The following is a 21,626-nucleotide window of genomic DNA, read 5'->3' as shown; positions in this document are numbered from 1 at the left end:
GGAAATGACAGATAGAGATATGAACAACAACGCAGCATGCCTGGAGCGAGAAATAGCCTGGTTTACCCAGGTTTGCGATATGCGCTTCCGTAGCTATTTTAGCGACGGTGATGACACACGCCCCTTGCAGGAATCATGTCCTGTCCCGGATTTGCGTACGGATGATGGCCCGTATGCAGAACTGGTATTGCAATATCAAATGGGATTTGAAGAAAGGGTCATTTTTCTTTTGGCATTCTTGCCTCATTGCCGTCCGCAGGCGCTGGATATTTTCATGCTGCAAAATGCGCAAACAGGACGCGCCTACAGTGAAATTGGTGGCTGGCGCGGCAAAATTCATGGCGGCTTTTTACCGACCTGCGAAACCGCTGCCTTCATTCTGGCCGGCAATGACCTGGAAGAACGCTTTAACGTCGCACGGCTGTTCCAGGAAGACCATTTTTTCCTGCAACAGGGCATCTTGCGTTTGGAACATGGTGCCAATGGCGAGCCGTTTTTTGGTTCTTCCTTCATGCTGGGGAATGAGTATCTGCAAAGACTGAGCAGCGGTGAGATTCACAAGCCTGATTTCAGCGCCAATTTCCCGGCCAAGCTGATGCACACCAAGCTGTCATGGAGTGACCTGGTGTTGAATCCCGAAGTCATGGAAGAAGTAGAAAACATCGTGACCTGGTTAAGACATCCGCAGTTGATCCTGCAACGCTGGGGGCTGGAGAAAACTGTCAAGCCAGGCTACCGCAGTCTGTTTTATGGACCACCGGGTACCGGTAAAACCCTGACAGCCTGCCTGATAGGTGCTGCTGTAGGTGCAGACGTGTATCGCATCGACCTGTCGATGATCGTTTCGAAGTATATCGGTGAAACCGAAAAAAACCTGGCCAGTGTATTTGACCAGGCGCAAAACAAGAAATGGATCTTGTTTTTTGATGAGGCAGATGCTCTTTTTGGCAAACGCACGCAAACCAGCAGCTCCAATGACCGGCACGCCAACCAGGAGATTTCCTATCTCTTGCAAAGGGTAGAAGATTTTCCGGGCGTGGTACTGCTGGCGACCAATTTGAAGGCGAATATAGATCAGGCTTTTGCACGTCGTTTTCAAAGTGAAGTCTATTTCGCCATGCCAGACCCCACGCAACGCGAGCGCCTCTGGCGGGGATTGTTTTCACAGGCTGACAGCCTGGGCCCGGATGTTGATTTCAAACGACTGGCCGAAAAATATGAATTGTCTGGCGGTGCCCTGCTTAACGTCGCTCGTTATGCCGCCATACGTGCGGTCAGAATGCAGCGCCAAGCCATCGTGCAAGACGACCTGATAGCTGGTATTGGAAAAGAATTAATGAAGGATGGAAAAACACTATGATTACCATCATGAAGCGACATTCATATCGCCCCGGTTTATGGCAATTAGGCTGCCTGCTGCTAGCGTGCAGCATCGTTTTCGATAGCCTGGCATGGGCCGCCGACCCGACAACACCGACGGCACCAACAAGTGCAAGCAGTACAGCAACTACCGCCAGCGCCAGTGCGGGCAATACGGCACCTGTACCAGTCCCACCGACAGCGGTTCCTGTTATTACGCCTGTTGTTACGCCTGCTGCTCCTGCTCCTTCTTCCGCACCTGTGCCCGCCCCAACTGCTTCCGGCAGCTTGCCGATCTATACAGACAAGACGAAACTGGTATCAGCCAAAAAGTCTGTAAAGGCAAACTACATGCCAGCGGTCATCGTGCCAGCAGCACCGACAGCGCCCGCCCCTGCATCTGTACCAGTCGCTGCAAATACTGTATCTGTCATCGTACCTGCACCGGCCGCAATGAGCGCACCGCCGCAAGTGCCGTTAGCCACATCAGCATCAAAGTCCGCCAAGGCACCGGTACTCACGTCCATCACCTCACCAGTTTTTGGGGATTATGAGCGCATCTGGCGCATCTCCAATTTCCGCAATCTGAGTCATGACGTTGTACTGCAAATGCAGCAACAAATGGGTTTGGTCTATTACCCCCTGGCAGACTGGAAACATGATTACGCCTTGCCCAAGCAACCACTCAACGACGGCATACTGGGGCCGATTACCGCATCCTGGCTGCAACGCATGTGCTTCAACTTCAAACTTCCGCTGGATGAGAACCTGGGGGCTCGTTTGCCGGCAGCAGTGACACGACTCGCAGAATTTGCCAAGAAATATCCGACAGAAACAGGCATCCTGATCAGTCCGGATTTTGAAAGCTGGGACAATCTTGAACCGGAACCGCAGCGTGGGCAGGATTTTCAGGTCAGGCGACAAGGCAGTGATGCCGAATTGCTGGCGTTGGTAAAGCGCTACCTGTCCAGGAAAAAAACAAAAACCAAAACAACGGGCAGTAGCAATGATATTCGTGAACCGAACACCGTTTACATCTACTCCCTGACAGCAGATGATCTTGCCGTACTAGGTGGAAAAGACCAGGTTATTCTTGCCTTGACGTCATTAAAAGATAAAGAGTTTGATTCGGTAGAAGCAATGAAAGCTGCCGTCAATCAGGCGCTGGGTAACCGTGCCCAGTTGTACCAGCATCTGTGGCCATTGATAGAAAAACAGATAGTCGATGTCACAGGTTACCAGGTCAATGCGTCCAAACTCGCTGCCTTGAAAATGCAGAATGTCGATGATACTACTCTCAAGGCACTGGCCAAACTGAATGACAATTACTTTCTGGACAAGTCAGAATTGGAATTGAATGTGAACGATGTCCTGAAAGACTTCCCACCAGAAGAAGTTGCGGCGACATTCACAAAACTGAGCAAACAGGCTGAGGTGCTTGATGGTGTGCAATTGAATGCACAGTCTCTGGTCAATTTAAAAAATGACTTAAAAGGTGACATCAACAATGCCAGCGTGCCGACTGGCATCATAAAAATGCTCAAGGAAATTCAGGACGTTCAGTATCCGGATGTCTATCTGTTCAATAGCGCAGCGCGTGCGAAAATCCTTTATTCCATAGGCGCATGTAAAAAGAACCTGCCACAAGATAATCAATATGTTGCCGGCATGCGTATCAGTGATGATGAACTGGCCTTGCTGAAATCCGATTTGACCAATCTTGAAGCCAGCCTCATTAAAGGCAATACGCAACTCGACCTGACGGCTATATTTGACAGACTGACCAAGCTCCGCGCGCGTCAGAATGCTTGCACAATGGAAGAGTACAAAAGTACCATCGATGATGTTGCCAAAATCTTTGACAGCTACCTGGCAAGCATCGTAGACGCTACCGCCAGGAAAAATTATCCGAACTCAGGTTTGCCTATTAAGTGGAGTGGCGGCAAATGCGGTTGTGCACTCGATCATGTAACAGGTGTGGTCTACGGTTTTTATCCTTTCTGGGCCAATCAGGGCAAAGAACAGATCATGAATTTCAGCATGCTGAGCCGCATTGCCTATCATGCGCTCAGCATGGATAACCTGGGTGAACTCAAACAGAGCAATGACATTGCCAAAGGTGGGCAATTTACCATTGATGATGGTTCAGCCGCACCGAATGAATTTATTCAAACTGCCCGCAATTACAATTCCAAGGTGGACTGGGTAGTACAAAAAAGCGACTGGGATGAATGGAATAAATATCCACGGGAAAGCAAGCAGGCTATCTTCCGCAGGTTGGCAAATAATATTATCAACCTCCTGCATACCCCTTTAACGGATAAATTTTCCAAGGCCATGCCTTACCTGACTCTTGGCTTCAGCAGAACACCAAAACGGGGAGATGGCGTTACCATCTATTTCCAGGATTATCCAAAAGATGCTGACTCTGCACAGCTATTCAATGAATTTTATGGCTATCTCAGGCATAGCATGTCCGGCGAAAAGGTTGCAGTGAATGTTCTCTTGTCCAGGCAGGCTCTGGCTGATCAGGATAGTGCATTCAGTATGGCGAACTTGATCAAATTACGTAAACTGGAGAGAGAAATCCACGGTAGCAAGCAGGAATACAATCGTGACCTGAAAACCTATTTCCTGATTTTGCTGGATGAACCCAGTACCGATGCCAAAAAACTGTTGCGCCATGATATCGACGTTGAAAGCGGTATCAGCGGAGCCGAACGGGTAGAATTTTTGCAGGGTATCGTACCAGTCGTACAATTCGACAATCGTAACTGGCAACAGTTAGAGGCCGACATTGCCTATATGAATTACAATTTTGGCGGTATGGGTTTCTGGCCACTGCCAGTCGCCAATCTGGCCAAACCAGCTCCAACCACGCCACAAAGCTGCGTGGAATCAAAACAAGTCTTGATCTGCCTGCTGGAAAATTTCAAAATGCCGGGTACGGAAAACCACCTGCCTTCACTCATCGCCCGTGAAGTCTGCGAATACCGCTGGCCCCTGATCATCTTGATGAATTGCTGGCTGATTGCGATTGCCGTGTTGGCTTTCCTGTATTTTAAATATTGCAATATACAAAATTTCATCCGCCAGTATTTCTTGTGGATGTTGATTTTCGTACTGGTGCCGCCGTTGATCATCTTCACCCTGCTGCTATTCTATGATCCGACCTGGAGCGGCCTGTCGCAGGGTAATCTGCCCTTCATCATTGCTCTCGCCGTGATCGTTATCGGCACCATAGCCGGTTACCTGTACATCCGCTCTCAACGAGAATTACCGCAGCGAGAGAGAATCAAGCAGCAAAAGAAAAAGCCAAGGGAGTCTTAAAACCCGGATACCTTAAAGGGTAGATATCAATCTACCCTTTAAGAATAAAAAAAGCGGCTGATATCAAGACTGAATAGATCAGCAAGGTTCAGGAATATAGTCACGCGGCCAGCCGTGGTTGCGGCGAAAACTCGGTGACGATGCCAGGCCGCGCAGACGTCCCAGATCAAATTGCGCAAGTTGTTGTGCGACTGCGCTATTGATGGTAATTTTTACCTGCATCATGAGTAAATCCAGGTTGTTGCCAGTGATATCCAGCTTGCGTCTGGCGGCGTGTTGCCTGGTGTCCGGCTTCTCTGCTTCAGCCAGACCTGGACGGTCTGCACATGCGCCCTCCTCTACCATGCAAAAGCAGTAATAGACATCTGCCAGGGTCATTGTGTCTTGCCAGTGGCAACAGTACCAGCCATCTTTGCCGGCATCGCAGGCGACCAGTTGATAGTCATGAAGAATACGAATGATGGATCGGACCAGAGCAGGCCGTTTGCCCGTGCAACGCGCCAGCTCGGTGATGGAAATGGAATCGGGCATGCTCATCACCAGTTTTGCCAGCAGTTCAACGGCAATATAAAACTGTTCGTTGATACCGGCATCAGCAAAAATTTCAGTTTTTGAGCGTACCTGTTTTCTTTTTGCCAGACTCATGGGGGCAATTCTTCTAAATCAGTGTGTATACAGGGGCGTAGCGTGCTGCTTTCGGCTACGCCCCGGTCTTGACGTTTACTTGGTAATGGCCAGCAATTCGCGCTTGCCACCTTTATACGTATACAGCGTCAAAGTCCCATCAAGAATGTCACCACGGTTATCAAAGGCGATCATACCTGTCACACCCTTATGTTGAATCTTGCTCAGCAAAGGAAGGTATTTGGCTGGTTCAGATGAACCTGCTTTTTGCATCGCGTCCACCATGGTCATGACGCTGTCATAGGCATACGGTGCATTCAACACCACGTCATGGCCAAAACGCTTCGCAAATGCCGCCTTGAATTTGATCAGGTCACCTTTCTTGGCTTCTTCGACACCACCGGCTTCGGCGCAAACGACTTTGCCTTCACCTATCGCATCGCTGGCCAGATTGGGCAAATCAGAAGAACAGATACCATCACCGCCAAAAAATTTGGCTTCAATGCCGAGCTGCTTCATCTGGCGCAACATGGGGCCGCCCACCGCATCCATACCACCAAAGAAAATCACATCCGGATTTTTGCTTTTGATAATGGTCAGGATAGCGTTGAAGTCAGTTGCCTTGTCTGTCGTATATTGACGCGTGACGATGGCATCTGGCCCGGATTTTCCGATGACACCTTTAACAAATTCATCCGCCACCCCTTGCCCATAGGCCGACCGGTCATCAATCACTGCCACTTTTTTTGCATGGTTCATCTGCACCGCAAAACGCCCCAAAGTCCCACCCAGTTGCCCGTCATTGGCAACGACCCGGAAAGCTGTATTAAAACCTTGCAAGGTATATTTGGGGTTAGTAGCAGAGGGGGAGATTTGAGGAATGCCAGCAGTTTGATAAATCTTGGATGCCGGAATAGTCGTTCCCGAATTCATATGGCCAATCACACCATTCACCTTGGCATCGACCAGTTTCTGCGCCACAGTCGTTGCCTGCTTGGGGTCACTGGCATCATCTTCTGACAGCAATTCAAATTTGGCTTTTTTTCCACCTATGCTGATGCCCTTGATATTCAATTCTTCTATCGCCATTCTCGCCCCTTCTTCGGTATCTTTACCCATATGGGCAGACGGGCCGGAAAGTGGGCTGACATGGCCAATCCTGACGACCAGGTCCTGAGCCTGTGCCTGATGATAAGCGGTGAGTGTAGACAGAGTGGCGGCAGTGAGCAGACCAAATTTTACGATCATAATTTTCTCCAGAATGCGACAAAAAATTCACCCGCCATAACGGGTGCCAAACGGACGATGCACACAATTTTTGATAACAGCCCCGGCTTTCAACAGGGCGACATCGCATATTGTTCAGGCATCGCATTTACCGTAAGCGCATCTTGGTATGATCACTGCTTAATCACAAACCAGAATTTCTATAGAAAGGCATTAGCGTTACTAATGCCAATGGAACTTGGGGGCAAATACCCCTTCGCCAGGTGACGACAGGGTATAAACAAGGATAAATAGATACAGGCGATTGCTTTATTTTTACAACAATCCGTGTAATTCTGATGTATCACAGGGACTAAGCCAGGCTGACCAGGAAGCTTTCCCGCTCCAGTTCAAACTTGCCGCACTCAGCAACTATCCATTCCTTGAAGAACTTCACCGATTCGCGATTCGACGTACCATGGTTAAAAACCAGGAAATACTGTGCGCTTGACCCGACGGCCTGCAATATCACAGGCACCAGCTGTTTGCGCTGCAATTCATCCATGATCAGCGACACACGTGCCATGGCTATTCCCTGCCCCTGCAAGGCAGCATTGATCGCCAATTGCGACAGATTGAACTGATTGCCATGCCGGACCGTGTCCTCCAGTTCTTCATTGCCACCTGGCGCATAGCTGCGCAGCCAGGCGGCCCATTCATCAAATGCCGGAGCACCTTCCCACGGCGAATCATCATGCAGCAACTTGTGTTTTAGAAAATCAGCCGGTTCCAGCACAGTCGGCTGCTGTTTCAGGTAATCGGGGCTGGCCACCGGCATCAGATATTCATGCATCAGCGCAGTCACCTGTTGATCGCTATCGTCTGGCAGTTGTCCATACATCACCAGTACGTCTATCGCCTCTTCATTCATCAACGCAGCACTCATGCCAAACAGTTCCCCACGCAGGCGGATCTCGATGTCCGGATACAAGCGGCTAAAACTGTTCAGGCGCGGCATCAGCCACATCATGGAAAATGAGGGGGAAGCACGAATCAGCAGGGTTTTATTGGGACCGGCGGGCTGAATGGCATGCAATTCCGTTTCAAGATCACGCAGCACCTTGCGCACGACGCGATACAGGCGCTCACCTTCAGGTGTAATCGCCAGTCCACGCGGCAGACGCTTGAACAAGGCAACACCAACCTGCTCTTCCAATCCTTTTATCTGCTGGCTGACTGCCCCCTGGGTCACATGCAATTCCTCAGCAGCACGGGTAAAACTGCGATGGCGGGCGGCAGCATCGAAATACTTCATCGCATGCATGACCAAGGGTGTCAGTAATTGGCGTTGCGACATGGCGGTCCAACAGTGAGAGAAAGGAACAGAGATTATATATCAGCATCCTACGCATTAGCCCAACTAATGCCAACAATAGGAATTCTGGTTTGTCTGCCAGACGCTTTTGGAAAAGAATACCGTCAGGATAAAAACGGAAGACAAGCCATGCGCAAACCCTTGATCGGTATCTCGCCAGACCGCAATGACGAAGCAAACAACATAGAATCGCATTTCTTTTTGCGTAGAAATTACTGTAGCGCCGTTGCCGCTGGTGGCGCCATCCCCTTGATATTGCCGTATCAGATGGAATTGGTTGAACATTACCTGGACACGCTGGATGCCATTGTCCTTAGCGGCGGCATGTTTGATATTGATCCCATTCGGTATGGCGCAAGGCCTGCACACAACAGTCAAATGTGCCTGAAGCCCGACCGTACCCAGTTCGAACATGCACTGCTGCGCGGTGCACTGAAAAGAAATATCCCTATACTGGGCATATGCGGCGGCATGCAACTTATTGCCGTAGAAATGGGCGCCCGATTGTTCCAGCATCTGCCCTCTGATGTGCCGGGCCAGATCGAACACAAACAAACGGCAGCATGCGATGTCGCTACCCATCGTATCAAACTCGCCAAACACAGCCGCCTGCAACAAATAATGGGGCTGGACGAATTGCAGGTCAACAGCCTGCACCATCAGGCTGTGATAGAGGGAAACCAGCGCTTGTTAGTCAGTGCCAGTGCCGATGACGGTGTCGTCGAAGCCATTGAAGTCATTGGTCACCGGTTCTGCATAGGTGTGCAATGGCATCCCGAATACCAGGCTCACGCGTCTGAACACAAGCTGTTTTCGGCTCTGGCAGCGGCAGCCAATGAATTCAGAATCATTTCCGGCATCTTGTCAGGCCAGGGTTCGCTATGAGAATCTGCATCATCGGTGCTGGCGTCATTGGCCTGACCAGCGCCCATGCGCTTGCCAGGCGCGGTCACGAAATTATCGTGATCGATGCACATGAGCAGGCTGGCCAGGGTGCCAGCAAGGCGAATGGTGCCCAGCTAAGCTATTCCTACGTTGCACCACTGGCAGACGCCACGGTGTGGAAAAGCCTGCCTGCTTACCTGTTGGATCCACAATCACCTTTACGCTGGCAACCACAATGGGACATCCGGCAATGGCAATGGATAGTCAGGTTTCTGCGCGCCTGCACCACGCACAGATCAAGACAAAGCAGCATCGAACTGTTGCGCCTGGCATTTTTTAGCCGCGATTGCCTGACCCAGCTGCAAAATGAACTGGCATTGGATTTTGATCTTCGTACAGCCGGGAAACTGGTCATGCTGTCTTCTGCCAAAGCAGTAGACGTGGCCTCCAGACAACTGGATTTTCAGCGTCGCTACGGTTGCGTACAAGAGATGTTAAGTCCAGTTGATTGTTTAAAGGTAGAACCATCACTGGCTTTGTCGGGCAGAGACTGGTTTGGCGGCGTCTATACACCATCAGAACAGGTCGGCGATTGCGGCGTATTTTGTACACAATTGAGCAAGCATCTCGCGCAAGCAGACAATCAAGTCGAATTTGCTTTCAATACCTGCATTACCTCAGCCACCGTCGCTGATGGAAAAATCATGGCACTGCAATCCACCGCCGGCGACATCGTGGCCGACGCCTACGTACTGGCAAACGGTGTCGGCAGCGTCACCACAGCGGCATCAATGGGAATCGAGCTGCCAATCTACCCATTGAAAGGCTATAGCCTGACGTATGAAGCCAGTGACGATAAGCAACTCCCCAGCGTGAGTGTCACTGATCTGAGCAAAAAAATCGTCTACGCACGCATAGGCAAGTATTTGCGGGTAGCAGGGAAAGTGGAAATGACTGGCAATGACCTGTCGCTGAAACGACATCGCTGGGCCAGCATCGCAACCGAAGCACAGCAACTCTTCCCTGCCCTGCGCCAGCAGCAAGACGATATGTCTCCCTGGACCGGCCTAAGGCCAGCCACCCCAACCGGCATACCCATCATCGGGCGCAGCAAGATAAAAAACCTGTATCTCAATACCGGCCATGGCGCTTTGGGCTGGACGCTGGCCTGCGGTAGCGCAGAAAAACTGGCAAGTGAACTATGTAACGAACCCATTCCCTCTGCGCTACAGACATCGCAAACCCATTAAATCTAACCACACGAAAACCCACATGAAAAATAGCAACAGCCACCGCATTGATCACATCATCACCAACGCACAAATCGCTGAACTGCTAACGATAGAAGAAGCTATACAAGTCATGCGCAAGGCATTTCCCGGCTTTAGCCAGCAAGGCAGCAATCAGGAAAGAGTGCGCATAGATTGTGGCAGCACCAAGCTCAGCATGATGGGTGCGATTGTTCCCGGACTTGACGCAGTCGGTGCCAAAGTCTATACCACCATCAACGGCAAATTCACATTCGCGATCGTGCTTTTTTCTGCCACAGATGGTGCCTTGCTGGCCGTCATGGAAGGCGAAGCCATGACGGAATACCGCACCGCAGCCGTCACGGCACTGGCTGCAGATGCCATGGCGCGAAAAAATGCCGCCACCCTGGCCATCTTTGGCACCGGGGTACAGGCACGTGCCCACGTGCCAGCCCTGATGGCAGTAAGCGACTTCTCCGAAATATTGGTCTCAGGTATCGCCCAGCCCGAACAATTTGCACATGAACTGTCCATACGCTACCAACGCCCTTGCCGTGCAGTCAGTGCAGATGAAGCAGCAGCCAGCGCTGACGTACTGATCACTGCAACCAGAGCAAGCACGCCACTGTTCGACGGTAACTTGCTGAAACCTGGCACTTTTGTTGCCGCGATAGGCTCCAGCAAGCCAGACAGCAGGGAAATCGATGATACCGTCATCAGGCGCGCCGCCCGGATTGTCGTGGAATCGATACCCCAGGCAAAAAAGGAAGCCGGCGATTTAATCCTGTGCAATCCAGCTTATCTTGACTGGAACAAGCTCAGCGAACTGGCTGACGTGCTAACACCGGCAACACCAGTCCGGCAAAACGATGAGCAGATCATCTTATACAAGGCGATTGGCATAGGCATGGAAGATGTTGCCCTGGCGGAATTTGTGTACAGGCAGCTCAAACAGAAAGTGAAGACTGACGCTTGAGAATGGGCCAAATTGGTGCAAATTTTTTGTTTTTCATAGCTTGACGATTAAATCTGGCAGGTTCAACGGTACATATTGAAAAAATTCTTACCTATCGCAACTTGCCACAATGAACAGATCAAACTAAGATTGGGAGTTGGCGATTTCGCCTGCTATAGTTTCGCTGCTATATATTGCATTAATCGAACTCTCTCAATGAAAAAAAATCCTGCTCCTCAAGAAGCGAATATTACCGAACCACGTCTGTACAAGGTGGTATCAAGCCGGATTCAAGAACTTATCCGTGAAGAAAACATAGGTGCAGGAGAACGGCTACCACCTGAGCGTGAACTGGCCAGCAAGCTGAGCGTCAGCCGGACCTCGCTGAGAGAAGGCCTGATCGCGCTGGAGTTGGGTGGCATAGTCGAAGTCAGAGGTGGTTCCGGCGTCTACGTATGTGAACAGACCAGTCTGGAAGTCCCGGCGGAACCAGTTGGCCCTGGCCCATTTGAAGTCCTGTCCGCACGTCGTCTGATCGAATCAGAAATTGCCGCGATTGCCGCCAAAATGGCAACGGATTCGGCAATTGATGCCATTTTGCGTACCGTCGTCGAGATGGAAAACAACCACGACAATCGCAATAGCAATGAAATGGCCGATCGCAATTTCCACCTGGCCATTGCCCGCGCTACAGGCAATAGCGCCCTGGAAGGCGTAGTTGAATATCTGTGGAATCAGCGTGGTACCTTATGGCACAAGCTGAAAGAACATTTCCAGACCGAAGAATTGCGCAAGCAAACCCTGATAGACCACCGCAATATCCTGGAAGCCATCGCTTCCCACAATGCCGTTGCCGCACGTCAGGCAATGCGCGCCCATCTTGACAGGGTCACGCGTACGTTCTCACGCGGTTAAGCAAGCTCCATAAAGTATCACCATCCCCCTGACAGCACATCAACTGTCAGGGGGCGCAGCCTTGATTTGACCATACTTCGGCCACACTTCGTCCACAAATCCACACTTCGAGCATAGACGGACGCAAACTCCCTTCCGCTCGCCACAAAAATGATGATGCAACATCATTTTAATTATTGCTTTTTTAGCAATAACAACTAAGATTATCAATAAGGCAATTCTTCATAACAAAGACGCGACGACAGGCACCAACGACTTAAGCGATTCTGACAGTGTGCTCAAAGTGCGCTTAGCGCGAAGAGTTAAACCCCTCTCCCTTCAGGGGAGAGGCCGGGGAATAGAAGGTAAGGCGAGGCGGTAAGACGAGACGGTAAGACGGTATTTTGTCAATCAATCCCCGGCAAACTGCTCAGCCTATCCCAAGCAGTTTGATTAAGGCGAAACTCACTGCCGCCAACACCAGTAAGGACAGAATAACGACCGCAGCAACACGGCCGCCAGCACGCATGACCGAGCGGGCATCGACCCCAAGTCCCAGTGCTGCCATAGACATGATGGTAAAGAAATTTGCCGCCACGTGTGCTGGCGCAATAGCAGCCTCAGGAATCAGCCTCAAAGAACGCAAGCTCATTAACAGCAAAAAGCCCACGATAAACCAGGGCACCATATGCGACAGTGAAGGCCTGCGCGCACCTCCGTTTCGCCCCAGCACCGACAGTACCAGTACCACGGGTCCCAGCATCAGCACACGCACCAGCTTGACCAGGGTGCCTATATGTACGCTACCCAACGAGACAGCGCCAGTCGCGGCCAATACTTGCGGCACGGCATAGACCGTTAGCCCGGCAAATACGCCAAACTGCAAAGGTGAAAACGACAATACCGATATCAGCAGCGGCAACACCAGCACCACGACGACACCCAACACCGCAGTGAAAGCAATGGCTGCCGCAACATCTTCACCATCGGCATCAATCACAGGGGCGACCGCGGCAATGGCGGAATTGCCACAGATAGAATTGCCACAGGCAATCAAAATAGCCATTTTTCGTGGCAGTCCAAAGCTGCGTCCAATAATAAAACTGAGCATAATTACAATGGCCACAACTGCCGCAATGCCGACTATCAGTTCCGCGCCATTTTCAAGCAGCGAACTGGCGCTGACGGTGGCACCCAGCAGCAGCACGGCAATCTCCAACAATAATTTCGCACCGACTTGAATACCAGGTTCGAAACGCGCATCGAGACGATAAAAAGTCCGTATGCCTGTTCCCAGCAGAATCGCCAGGACCAGGCTTTCCAGCCAGGCACGCCCAAAAACTGCACTTTCCAAACCTTCCAGCGCGTACGCACAGGCAGTGACAAGAGTACACAGTGCCAATCCTGGCAAAGCAGCCCGCAGCACATATAATTTTTGCCTGATCATTTGTCGTTCCCGATACCACGAATTCAATGACGCAATTATCGAGTCGACAGATCATTCTGTCTATTTTACAATTTCGCATGATTCATTAAATAAATTCGAACGATAAAATGACACTGGAACAGTTGCGCATCTTCGTAGAAGTCGCCGAACGACAGCACCTGACTCAGGCAGCGGCCGTGTTGGCGTTAACGCCGTCAGCAGTCAGCGCCTCCATCAAGGTACTGGAAGAGCGCTACGGCACACCATTATTCAATCGCGTAGGACGCCGCATTGAGATCAGCGAAGCAGGTCTGGCCTTTCTGGTGGAGGCACGACGCACTCTCGCCAGCGCTCGTGCCGCCGAATTGACGCTGGCCGAACTGGGTGGATTGAAGCGAGGTACGCTAACAATACAGGCCAGCCAGACCATAGCAAGTTATTGGCTTCCCCAATTTTTGGTGCAGTTTCGTCAAACCTATCCGGCAATTGGCCTCAGCATCACTGTAGACAACACCTACAATGTGGCCCAGGCGGTCGCTCAGGGGATTGCCGATCTGGGTTTTGTGGAAGGTGAGATTGATGAACCCGCTCTGTCAGTCGAAACCGTGGCACAAGACCGGCTGGTGACCGTGGTTGCCCCTAATCATCCCTGGGCATCTGGCAAGGCACTGAAGCCAAAAGATCTAATTGCCGCCCAATGGATACTGCGCGAAGAAGGTTCAGGCACCCGTTCTGCCTTCGAATCTGCGCTGGCGTCACAAGGCGTATCCATCGCGACCTTACAGGTCGCGCTGTCCCTGCCATCGAATGAAGCAGTACGCTCGGCCGTCATGGCAGGCCCATTTGCCACCGTCATGTCAGAGCTGGTAGTCGCCTCACATCTGCAGGCAGGCTTGCTTGCCAAGGCAAACTTTCAACTGCCAGCACGCAACTTCCAGATGCTCAGACACCAGGAACGCTACAAGAGCAAGGCTTCGGTGGCATTGGAACAGTTGATCAGGGCGTCGAGTAACTAGGTTTTATTGATTTGGCGAACTCATGGCGACAAAGCAAATTCCCGCCCTAAAAAATCACTCATCGCATTCACAGTCGGTTCCAGCCAGGGATCAAACAACCAGAAACTGTGCGGCGTATCCGGTAGCAGCACGACTCCCGTTGCTATGCCTAGTGTAGTCATCTTCTGCACCATCTCTTCCCGGCCCAGGCTGAAACGCTTCTGGGCACTGCCGATAAACAGGATGGGAGGCGTATTCTTGCCAACATGGCTGAGCGGAGATGCTTCTTTCCATAATTCTGTTTTCTCGGCATAGGTACCGCCAAACCAGGCACCGGCTGATGATGGCTTCTTGGCAGGGTCATCTTCATAATGACGTGCCTGTTCCGATGTAAAGTCGGACAAGCCATCGATATTGATAATGGCCTGCACAGCACTGGATATCTGACTGTGCTGTGCCTGCGGATCAAACTTTGACACGCCATTGGTCACACCCACCAGCGCAGCAATCTGACCGCCTGCCGAACCGCCGGCCACGGCGATATGATCAGGATCGATATGGTATTGATCTGCATGCGAACGCATCCAGCGTATTGCCGCCTTCACATCATGTATCGCAGCAGGGTATGGTGCCTCTGCCGACAATCTGTAACTGATGGCAGCCGCGATGTACCCGCGCCCGGCCAGCCGTATGGCCATGGCCGCCAGATTTTCCCTGGACCCTGAACGCCAGCCGCCGCCATGTACCAGCACAATGCCTGGCAAGGCTTTTGCCGGTGTCCGGGCAGGCATGAACAAGTCCAGTTGCAAATCCCTGCCACCATAGCTGACATACGAAATATCTTTGATGACTTTGATGGATGCAGGTGCTGTCTGGTTGGCAATCTGTATAAAAGGATAAGTAGCGACCAGCTTTTGGTAAGTGGAGGCAGCCGTATAGGCATTATCTGTCGTTGCTGGCTTACCCGGGGTAGCACAGGCAAGCAGCAGGATAACAGCGCAAAACATGACCAGAATTGATTTCAAGCTCCACTCCCCGGTGTCTGCCCCTTGCAGGCAGGGTAATTTCCCTGTCTACAGGATTACAGTCAGGAATTATCCCATAATCAAATAATAATTGGCTAGTCCACATTGCATTATTGGACAGGCCAATTTAGAATGGTCTGGCCAATTAAAATCACAAAATTCAGGTATCTCATCAAAGAATGAAGAAAATACTTGTGCATGGAGACACCATGATCACGCAGGAGCCCAGACTCTACCGTATCGCGGCACAAAAAACAGCAGAATTTATCCGGGATATATGCATCCAGGTGGCCGCACGTCGCCTGCCATTTGCGCCCGGCCACGGCCGGGCGCAATCCCCGGCATCGCCCTCCCCGCACTCTTTATCTTTGATAAGCCAGCTTCATGCCCAGGCGAACAAATCCGGACCAGCAATTTCTCTATATATTAAATAATACCTATCATCCAACATCATTATCCCTGACAGGCCAACATGAAATTCAGCTCTTTTCTTATTAAAACGCTCGCAGCATCCCTGCTACTTTCTACCACGGCTTATGCAGAAGGACCTTACCGTAACAGAGACAACAAGGACCTGAAAGATGTCGGCGAGGGGACTTATCCCATCCCTTACCAAAAGCCTGACGTTGCCGAAATCACTGAAGCATTAAACCGTGTGCGTGCCTACATGGATGCGGTCGCCCCTACCCGTGTGGTGTTGAAAGGTAGTGGTACAGAAGTGACCGACTTCAGCAAACCAGTCGCCGATGCCATTTTTGAACCGGCCAAGGGTGACTTTGGCATCATGGTGTATGAAATGGGCGTGGTCCATGCCGGCTTGCTGAAGGCGGCCGAAGTCACCGGTGACAAGAAATTCACTGCAATGACTGAACGTCACTTACAGTTCTTCTCCAAAACCATGCCTTATTTTGATGCCCAGGAAAAGCAATTCCACCTGGAACGCGCCAACAGCTTTGCCCGTTTCCTCGACCCTCGCTCGCTGGATGACAGTGGTTCCATGTGCGCGGCGCTGATCAGAGCGCGCTTTGCCAATGTCGGACCCGACATGTCGAACATGATCAAGGTCTGTAGCAATTTCGTTTCCAAACAACAGTACCGGCTGGCAGACGGCACTCTGGCCAGAAAACGTCCACAGGCATCGTCATTGTGGGCTGACGATATGTATATGGGCGTACCCGCACTGGCAGAAATGGGGCATCTGACCAAGGACCACGCCTATTTTGATGATGCGGTCAAAAACGTCCTGCAAATGTCTGCCTACATGTTCAACAAGCAGGCTGGCATCTATACCCATGGCTGGAACGCCAACAACCCGGATGCGCCTCGTTTTTACTGGGCACGTGCCAACGGCTGGGCAGTGATGACCATGTCCGATTTGCTGGATGTATTGCCAAAAGATCACCCAGGCTACAGCAAGGTACTGAGCCAGTTGCGCCTCACCTTGCGCGGTATCGCAGAGTTGCAATCCGGCCAGGGCCTGTGGCATCAGATGCTGGACCGCAATGACTCTTACCTTGAAACCTCAGCCAGCGCCATGTTTGTGTATGTGATTGCGCATGCCATCAACCAGAACTGGATCAGCCCGACCACCTATGGCTCCATCGCCCAGGCCGGTTGGAATGCCTTGTCCACCCGCATCAATGCCAAGGGCCAGGTTGAAGGCACTTGCGTAGGCACAACCTTCGCCAGCGATCATGTTTATTACTACAACCGCCCGACCAGCGTGGATGCGCTGCATGGTTACGGCCCAATGTTGCTGGCAGGTGCTGAAATGATCAAATTGTTGAAAAATCCATCTATTGAAATTCAGCACAAAGTGCGCACGTACCACTATCTGCCTGCTGGCAACAGCAAAACGGATTATCGTGAACACCCATAATCTTGCAATCACACTATGGAATCCAAACTTATGAAACAGAATTTAAAGCAGACTCTGCGTCTTCTTGCCATTTCACTTGCCATGCTTGCTGCCGGTCTGGCCAGCGCTGCAGATAAACTGACGATACAGGTCAGCCATGATCTGAATGCAGCACGTCCATCGGAAACCATCACCCTGCCCTGGTCGGAAGTCAATAAGGCCTTGCCTGGTGCGCTGATACAGCGCATCGCCGTCAAGGATGCCAAGGGTAAAGTATTGGCACACCAGGTAACCAATATTGCCCCACTGTCGAAAGACCCCAAGGGAGAAGGTATCGCTTATGGTGAACTGATTTTTCAATATGACTTTGCCCCGGGTGAAAAACAGGCCGTGTTCAGCGTAGAAAAAATCGATACCCTGGTACCGGTATTTGAATCCAAGGCATATGGACGCTACATCCCCGAAAGGCTGGATGATTTCGCCTGGGAAAATGACAAAATCGGCCACCGCACCTATGGACCGGCACTGGAAGCCCCAGCGCCTCCGGGCAGCAACAAGGAAGTCTTGCGCAGTAGCGGGCTGGACATCTGGTTCAAGCGCGTGCCCTACTCCATCGTTGATCGCTGGTACAACAAAGGCCATGACCATTACCACAAGGACGAAGGTGAAGGCATGGACATGTACAACGTCGGCAGGTCACGCGGTTGCGGCGGCACCGGCATCTGGGATGGCCAGACCCTGTACACCAGCGCCAACTACTCCACCTGGAAAGTGATCGCCAATGGCCCGGTACGAACGGTATTTGAACTGTCCTACAGCAACTGGGATGCAGCAGGCGTCAAGGTATCCGAAGTCAAGCGTTTCACAGTCGATGCCGGCCATTATTTCGACCAGATAGAAAGCACCTTCACCTTCGCCGGACCGGCGCAATTGAAAGTCGCCCTGGGCCTGAATAAAACGCCGACCGACAAAGGCCAGAACCCTGTCATCAAACTGGCTAAAAATCAGTCGAATCCATCCCTGACGCAATGGGTAGATCAATCCAGCAATGGTTCTATCGGCACTGCCATCATATTGCCGAATGCCGAAGGCTATGCCGAAGATAAGCTGAATGACATGATACTGGCGACGGTTTCATCGGACAAACCATTACGCTATTATGTAGGCGCTGCCTGGGACAGAGCCAGCCCTTACAACAGCGATGAAAAATGGCAAGCCTATGTCAAGGAAACAGCAGAAAGAATGCAACACCCTATCAAGATAAGCATAGTCAAGTCCTGATAACAGCGTAGCTGACATGCCCGGTAGCGAATTGCTCTCGCTACCGGGCATTTGCTTTTGTGTTTGCTTGCCTGGAGGATCAAACCATTTGCATTGGCAATGGAGCAGAATCGGGCAGACCAGATATAATTTAAAGCCGCCAACAAGCATGCTTGCGCAAGCTGCTAAAGTGCAAAGCGATGATGCAACCCTATCCACATATGGCAAATATCGTGAAGATACTCCCGCTGCGCCATTTACCCCCATGTCCACTCCTGCAATCTGGTTTTACCTATGTGGGTGCCATGATAATGGTCGCTATCATCGGTGTCGCCACGGTTGCAACAGTCACCGTGGCCGATACCGCCAGAAAGCGGACAGCAGAAGAGGAATTGCTGACCGTCGGCAAGCAATATATCAAAGCCATACTCGAATACGAATTGAATACACCGGCAGGCAATGCCAATCGTGCTCCGTCACGCCTGGAAGATTTATTGCGCGACCCCAGGCAAGTCGGCGTAAAACGTTATATCAGGCAACTTTATCCTGATCCCATTACAGGCAAACTGGATTGGCAACTGGTTGCCGCGCCTGGTGGCGGCATCATGGGGATCAAAAGCAGCTCATGCGCGACCAGCATCAAACGCAGCTTTACCCATGGAGACTTTACTTATCTGGATGGCCAAAAACGTTATTGCGACTGGACTTTTGCATACGTCATGGCATGCGGTGCGAATTGCAAGGACAGTGAAAAACCGCAACGCGAAAGCAATTAGAACTCATTATCGACTCAGTAAGCGTGCGACGCAGCCATCACAGCCATGAAGGCTGTTTCGCCCCTCAAAAAACGCCATCACATAAAAATGATGGCGTTTTTTTACTGCTTGTTTATTAAAACTTACTTATTAAAGCTTATCTCTTAAAACTTGCTTATCGAGGCTTATCCATCAATTACTTGGATACCTTGCAGGAACGGGCGACGTTCGCTGCATTGGTATCGTCCTTGGGTTCATTACCCGACACCGTGGCGACACTGCCAGTGCAGACAGGTGTGATATTGGAGTTCAGATCCTTGATGGTAGCCACATCAAAGGCGTCCTTCAGGGCTGGCAGTTTACTGCTGTTGAAACTGCTGTTGACAATCACAGGGTGGCTGACATTGAAGACAGTCACGTTACTGATATCAGCATACCGCGCGCTTTGTTTTGACGCACTACAATTACCGCAAGAACGGTACAGCTTGCCAGCTTCTTCTGCATAAAAGTTGGTGATGACAATTTTTCCGCCCTTGCCATTGTTCTGGAAAATTTTATCGGCAGCCTTGTAGGCGGCGCCACCGGTAACCGTCATTGTACCTGGACCTTTGAGCGTCGCAGCATCTTCACCGACATCACCCCAATACACATTTTCTATCCTGCAATTGCCATTGCAATGTACACCATCCGCACCACCCGCCTTCAGATCCCGCCCCGAACCAAAACCAGGGTCACCCAGCACCACATTTTTCAGCGTTGCCCCCTCTTCCAGAATGAAATGCGGAATTTGATCTTCGCTCTGATCACCAGCCATACTTTTGCCAGTACCGATCAGGCACACCATCTTGCCGTATTTGACCAGGCCATCAAACACGGTATTGGCAGGTACCGTAGTTGTTGATGACACAGACTGTTTTGTACAGGCAGGCACCGCTCTTTTAGCGGGTGCCGCATGTGCACCCACAGCAAAAGCGAACCCGAGGATTGCGAGGAGTAAACCGTGTGATTTTTTCATTTTTGTCTCTTTTCAATTAGGTAATCAAAAGCACGACCCGAGCACTGTCAATCAGCCGCCCGAATCGGCTGCTTCAGCATGCTTTAGCATGCTTGAGGGGGCTTATTGCGCCAGATTGGTACGTGCACCGGCAGTAGCAGTTGCCTTGGCTTTTACACCGGCTGCTGCCGCTGCGGTATAGGAATAACCAGTGGCACCGTAGGCCTTGGTCGTTGCCCAGTCAGTCGCATTGACGTAAGGCTTGGAAGTACTGTCAGGCACAGTCCAGGTGATACCACTGCCGACAAAATTGTTTTTCAACTCCCAATAGCCGATCGCGCTACTGTCGCGGGAAGTGACAGGATTGACCACATTTTCAAAATAGTTTGACTCGACCAACACCTGGGCACCCATACGCGGATTGATGGCGGAAGTATGAATGTTGCCGAAGTAATTATTGAACAGATGCGCCTTGCCATAACGCAGCAAAGGCAGGCGGGCTTTCACGTTTTCAAAGCGATTATTGTGATAAGTGGTACGTGAACCGGCATTCAGGGTATCGCTGTCGCTGTAACCATTCAGCGCCACTTTCTGATAATCATAGATGTAGTTGTAAGAAACGGTGATATTGTTCGCCCCTTTCTTCATATCGATACCACCGTCAAAAGAAGCGTCACCCGCTCCCGAACACATCGTCAGCGAAGCGAAGATCGTGTTGTGATCAATCCAGACATTGCTGGGTTTGCCGGTAGAGTTACCTTCTATTGAAATGGAGTCCGCAGCTTCACCACCCTGCAGCAAGCCTATGGTCATATTTTGTATGATGACATTGTGCGCATCACCAACAACATGAATGCCGAAATTGGCACTTGAATCGCCCGTGCCCTTGATCGTGATATCGCTCTTGTTTTTGATTTCGACGGTTTGTGCGGCCTTTTTCCACTGCGCGCATACATCGGTGATGTTGGCGTAATTGAACTTGCCCGTGTAGCTCAGCACCAGCCCGCCACTGCCAGAATACTTGTCTATCTCAGCCTGCATGGCGGCCATGGTGGCAACGACTACCGGTGTCTTGCTGCCGCCACCCGTTGTCGCCGCACCGTAACCAACCGGCCCGGCAATTGCATGTGCACCAGCAGCGATACCCGCCGCCAGCACTGTCATTTTCAGAAAATGTGCCTTCATTTTTGTCTCCGTTTATATTGATTGATGATTTGCCCATGCTCTGGACAAGCGATCATCTGTAGCGCAATAGGTAGATAATCGCTCTCACTGCTCGGTCGGCAGCGTTATTTCCCAGCATGGGAGAGACCAGGCATATCGCTTCAATTTCCTCACAAATACCCTGGCTTGAAATTAGTTCAGGCCATTTTTAAAACGGTATTTAAAGATTTTTAACGTTTATGCTGATCTGGATTGAGAATGCGCGTCACCA

Annotated in this window: 18 protein-coding genes; 11 read left to right on the top strand and 7 right to left on the bottom strand. The window is 51.0% G+C overall.

Annotation, left to right across the window (positions count from 1 at the left end; all coding sequences use genetic code 11):
* Positions 1 to 19 precede the first annotated feature (19 nt).
* Both ACO0LK_RS09280 and ACO0LK_RS09275 read left to right on the top strand, forming a co-directional pair.
* A complete protein-coding gene (locus ACO0LK_RS09280) occupies positions 20 to 1,360 on the top strand; it encodes an ATP-binding protein (protein WP_422974327.1) in 1,341 nt (446 codons plus the stop codon).
* Between the two features lie 8 nt (positions 1,361 to 1,368).
* A complete protein-coding gene (locus ACO0LK_RS09275) occupies positions 1,369 to 4,689 on the top strand; it encodes a hypothetical protein (RefSeq protein WP_422974325.1) in 3,321 nt (1,106 codons plus the stop codon).
* Positions 4,690 to 4,767: 78 nt separating this feature from the next.
* Here the strand turns inward: ACO0LK_RS09275 and ACO0LK_RS09270 are convergent, their stop codons facing one another.
* The 3 genes from ACO0LK_RS09270 to ACO0LK_RS09260 form a co-directional block, all read right to left on the bottom strand.
* Positions 4,768 to 5,334 carry a hypothetical protein gene (locus ACO0LK_RS09270; protein WP_422974323.1) on the bottom strand — a complete coding sequence of 189 codons (567 nt, stop codon included), beginning with the start codon at positions 5,332 to 5,334 and terminating at the stop codon, positions 4,768 to 4,770.
* Between the two features lie 75 nt (positions 5,335 to 5,409).
* A complete protein-coding gene (locus ACO0LK_RS09265) occupies positions 5,410 to 6,561 on the bottom strand; it encodes a branched-chain amino acid ABC transporter substrate-binding protein (protein ID WP_422974321.1) in 1,152 nt (383 codons plus the stop codon).
* Between the two features lie 331 nt (positions 6,562 to 6,892).
* Positions 6,893 to 7,876 carry a LysR substrate-binding domain-containing protein gene (locus ACO0LK_RS09260; RefSeq protein WP_422974319.1) on the bottom strand — a complete coding sequence of 328 codons (984 nt, stop codon included), beginning with the start codon at positions 7,874 to 7,876 and terminating at the stop codon, positions 6,893 to 6,895.
* 147 nt (positions 7,877 to 8,023) lie between these two features.
* Here ACO0LK_RS09260 and ACO0LK_RS09255 point away from each other — a divergent pair, with 147 nt between their 5' ends.
* The 4 genes from ACO0LK_RS09255 to ACO0LK_RS09240 all read left to right on the top strand — a co-directional run bounded on the left by ACO0LK_RS09255 (position 8,024) and on the right by ACO0LK_RS09240 (position 11,899).
* Positions 8,024 to 8,779, top strand: coding sequence for a gamma-glutamyl-gamma-aminobutyrate hydrolase family protein (locus tag ACO0LK_RS09255; RefSeq protein ID WP_422974317.1), 756 nt, complete (start codon positions 8,024 to 8,026; stop codon positions 8,777 to 8,779).
* On the top strand, positions 8,776 to 10,029 hold the full coding sequence (locus ACO0LK_RS09250) for a D-amino acid dehydrogenase (protein ID WP_422974315.1): 1,254 nt from the start codon (positions 8,776 to 8,778) through the stop codon (positions 10,027 to 10,029). Before ACO0LK_RS09255 ends, ACO0LK_RS09250 begins: the two co-directional genes overlap by 4 nt.
* A gap of 22 nt (positions 10,030 to 10,051) precedes the next feature.
* Positions 10,052 to 11,005 carry an ornithine cyclodeaminase family protein gene (locus tag ACO0LK_RS09245; RefSeq protein ID WP_422974313.1) on the top strand — a complete coding sequence of 318 codons (954 nt, stop codon included), beginning with the start codon at positions 10,052 to 10,054 and terminating at the stop codon, positions 11,003 to 11,005.
* A gap of 195 nt (positions 11,006 to 11,200) precedes the next feature.
* The gene (locus ACO0LK_RS09240) at positions 11,201 to 11,899 is read left to right on the top strand and encodes a FadR/GntR family transcriptional regulator (RefSeq protein WP_422974311.1); all 699 of its coding nucleotides are present in this window, start codon (positions 11,201 to 11,203) and stop codon (positions 11,897 to 11,899) included.
* A 409-nt stretch (positions 11,900 to 12,308) separates the two neighbouring features.
* Here the strand turns inward: ACO0LK_RS09240 and ACO0LK_RS09235 are convergent, their stop codons facing one another.
* Entirely contained in the window at positions 12,309 to 13,325 is a 1,017-nt protein-coding gene (locus ACO0LK_RS09235; RefSeq protein WP_422974309.1) for a YeiH family protein, read from the bottom strand.
* A gap of 107 nt (positions 13,326 to 13,432) precedes the next feature.
* Between ACO0LK_RS09235 and ACO0LK_RS09230 the strand changes: the two genes are divergently transcribed.
* On the top strand, positions 13,433 to 14,320 hold the full coding sequence (locus tag ACO0LK_RS09230) for a LysR family transcriptional regulator (RefSeq protein WP_422974307.1): 888 nt from the start codon (positions 13,433 to 13,435) through the stop codon (positions 14,318 to 14,320).
* A gap of 20 nt (positions 14,321 to 14,340) precedes the next feature.
* Here the strand turns inward: ACO0LK_RS09230 and ACO0LK_RS09225 are convergent, their stop codons facing one another.
* A complete protein-coding gene (locus ACO0LK_RS09225; protein WP_422974305.1) occupies positions 14,341 to 15,324 on the bottom strand; it encodes an alpha/beta hydrolase fold domain-containing protein in 984 nt (327 codons plus the stop codon).
* A 209-nt stretch (positions 15,325 to 15,533) separates the two neighbouring features.
* Here ACO0LK_RS09225 and ACO0LK_RS09220 point away from each other — a divergent pair, with 209 nt between their 5' ends.
* The 4 genes from ACO0LK_RS09220 to ACO0LK_RS09205 all read left to right on the top strand — a co-directional run bounded on the left by ACO0LK_RS09220 (position 15,534) and on the right by ACO0LK_RS09205 (position 19,218).
* Entirely contained in the window at positions 15,534 to 15,758 is a 225-nt protein-coding gene (locus ACO0LK_RS09220) for a hypothetical protein (protein ID WP_422974303.1), read from the top strand.
* A gap of 38 nt (positions 15,759 to 15,796) precedes the next feature.
* Positions 15,797 to 17,203 (top strand): glycoside hydrolase family 88/105 protein, encoded by a 1,407-nt coding sequence (locus ACO0LK_RS09215; protein ID WP_422974301.1) that lies wholly within the window; start codon positions 15,797 to 15,799, stop codon positions 17,201 to 17,203.
* Positions 17,204 to 17,233: 30 nt separating this feature from the next.
* Positions 17,234 to 18,463: a DUF4861 family protein gene (locus tag ACO0LK_RS09210; protein WP_422974300.1), complete on the top strand. Its 1,230-nt coding sequence runs from the start codon at positions 17,234 to 17,236 to the stop codon at positions 18,461 to 18,463.
* Positions 18,464 to 18,747: 284 nt separating this feature from the next.
* A complete protein-coding gene (locus ACO0LK_RS09205) occupies positions 18,748 to 19,218 on the top strand; it encodes a type II secretion system protein (RefSeq protein ID WP_422974298.1) in 471 nt (156 codons plus the stop codon).
* Positions 19,219 to 19,393: 175 nt separating this feature from the next.
* Here ACO0LK_RS09205 and ACO0LK_RS09200 read toward each other — a convergent pair whose 3' ends face one another.
* Both ACO0LK_RS09200 and ACO0LK_RS09195 read right to left on the bottom strand, forming a co-directional pair.
* Positions 19,394 to 20,212 (bottom strand): pectate lyase, encoded by an 819-nt coding sequence (locus ACO0LK_RS09200; protein WP_422974296.1) that lies wholly within the window; start codon positions 20,210 to 20,212, stop codon positions 19,394 to 19,396.
* Between the two features lie 102 nt (positions 20,213 to 20,314).
* Positions 20,315 to 21,376, bottom strand: coding sequence for a pectate lyase family protein (locus ACO0LK_RS09195; protein ID WP_422974294.1), 1,062 nt, complete (start codon positions 21,374 to 21,376; stop codon positions 20,315 to 20,317).
* Positions 21,377 to 21,626: the final 250 nt, after the last annotated feature.

The sequence above is a fragment of the Undibacterium sp. Ji49W genome (assembly GCF_049340205.1).
Lineage (GTDB): Bacteria > Pseudomonadota > Gammaproteobacteria > Burkholderiales > Burkholderiaceae_D > Undibacterium.
The sequence above is the reverse complement of the archived record's forward strand: the minus strand, read 5'-3'. Positions and strand labels throughout refer to the sequence as shown.

What these genes read in the sequence shown, in the direction of transcription:
- ACO0LK_RS09240 (WP_422974311.1), top strand. Translation starts at nt 11,201, where the DNA reads ATGAAAAAAAATCCTGCTCCTCAAGAAGCGAATATTACCGAACCACGT.
- ACO0LK_RS09270 (WP_422974323.1), bottom strand. Translation starts at nt 5,334, where the DNA reads ATGAGTCTGGCAAAAAGAAAACAGGTACGCTCAAAAACTGAAATTTTT.
- ACO0LK_RS09275 (WP_422974325.1), top strand. Translation starts at nt 1,369, where the DNA reads ATGAAGCGACATTCATATCGCCCCGGTTTATGGCAATTAGGCTGCCTG.
- ACO0LK_RS09210 (WP_422974300.1), top strand. Translation starts at nt 17,234, where the DNA reads ATGAAACAGAATTTAAAGCAGACTCTGCGTCTTCTTGCCATTTCACTT.
- ACO0LK_RS09195 (WP_422974294.1), bottom strand. Translation starts at nt 21,376, where the DNA reads ATGAAGGCACATTTTCTGAAAATGACAGTGCTGGCGGCGGGTATCGCT.
- ACO0LK_RS09280 (WP_422974327.1), top strand. Translation starts at nt 20, where the DNA reads ATGAACAACAACGCAGCATGCCTGGAGCGAGAAATAGCCTGGTTTACC.
- ACO0LK_RS09255 (WP_422974317.1), top strand. Translation starts at nt 8,024, where the DNA reads ATGCGCAAACCCTTGATCGGTATCTCGCCAGACCGCAATGACGAAGCA.
- ACO0LK_RS09235 (WP_422974309.1), bottom strand. Translation starts at nt 13,325, where the DNA reads ATGATCAGGCAAAAATTATATGTGCTGCGGGCTGCTTTGCCAGGATTG.
- ACO0LK_RS09215 (WP_422974301.1), top strand. Translation starts at nt 15,797, where the DNA reads ATGAAATTCAGCTCTTTTCTTATTAAAACGCTCGCAGCATCCCTGCTA.
- ACO0LK_RS09220 (WP_422974303.1), top strand. Translation starts at nt 15,534, where the DNA reads ATGATCACGCAGGAGCCCAGACTCTACCGTATCGCGGCACAAAAAACA.
- ACO0LK_RS09265 (WP_422974321.1), bottom strand. Translation starts at nt 6,561, where the DNA reads ATGATCGTAAAATTTGGTCTGCTCACTGCCGCCACTCTGTCTACACTC.
- ACO0LK_RS09230 (WP_422974307.1), top strand. Translation starts at nt 13,433, where the DNA reads ATGACACTGGAACAGTTGCGCATCTTCGTAGAAGTCGCCGAACGACAG.
- ACO0LK_RS09205 (WP_422974298.1), top strand. Translation starts at nt 18,748, where the DNA reads ATGATAATGGTCGCTATCATCGGTGTCGCCACGGTTGCAACAGTCACC.
- ACO0LK_RS09200 (WP_422974296.1), bottom strand. Translation starts at nt 20,212, where the DNA reads ATGAAAAAATCACACGGTTTACTCCTCGCAATCCTCGGGTTCGCTTTT.
- ACO0LK_RS09250 (WP_422974315.1), top strand. Translation starts at nt 8,776, where the DNA reads ATGAGAATCTGCATCATCGGTGCTGGCGTCATTGGCCTGACCAGCGCC.
- ACO0LK_RS09260 (WP_422974319.1), bottom strand. Translation starts at nt 7,876, where the DNA reads ATGTCGCAACGCCAATTACTGACACCCTTGGTCATGCATGCGATGAAG.
- ACO0LK_RS09245 (WP_422974313.1), top strand. Translation starts at nt 10,052, where the DNA reads ATGAAAAATAGCAACAGCCACCGCATTGATCACATCATCACCAACGCA.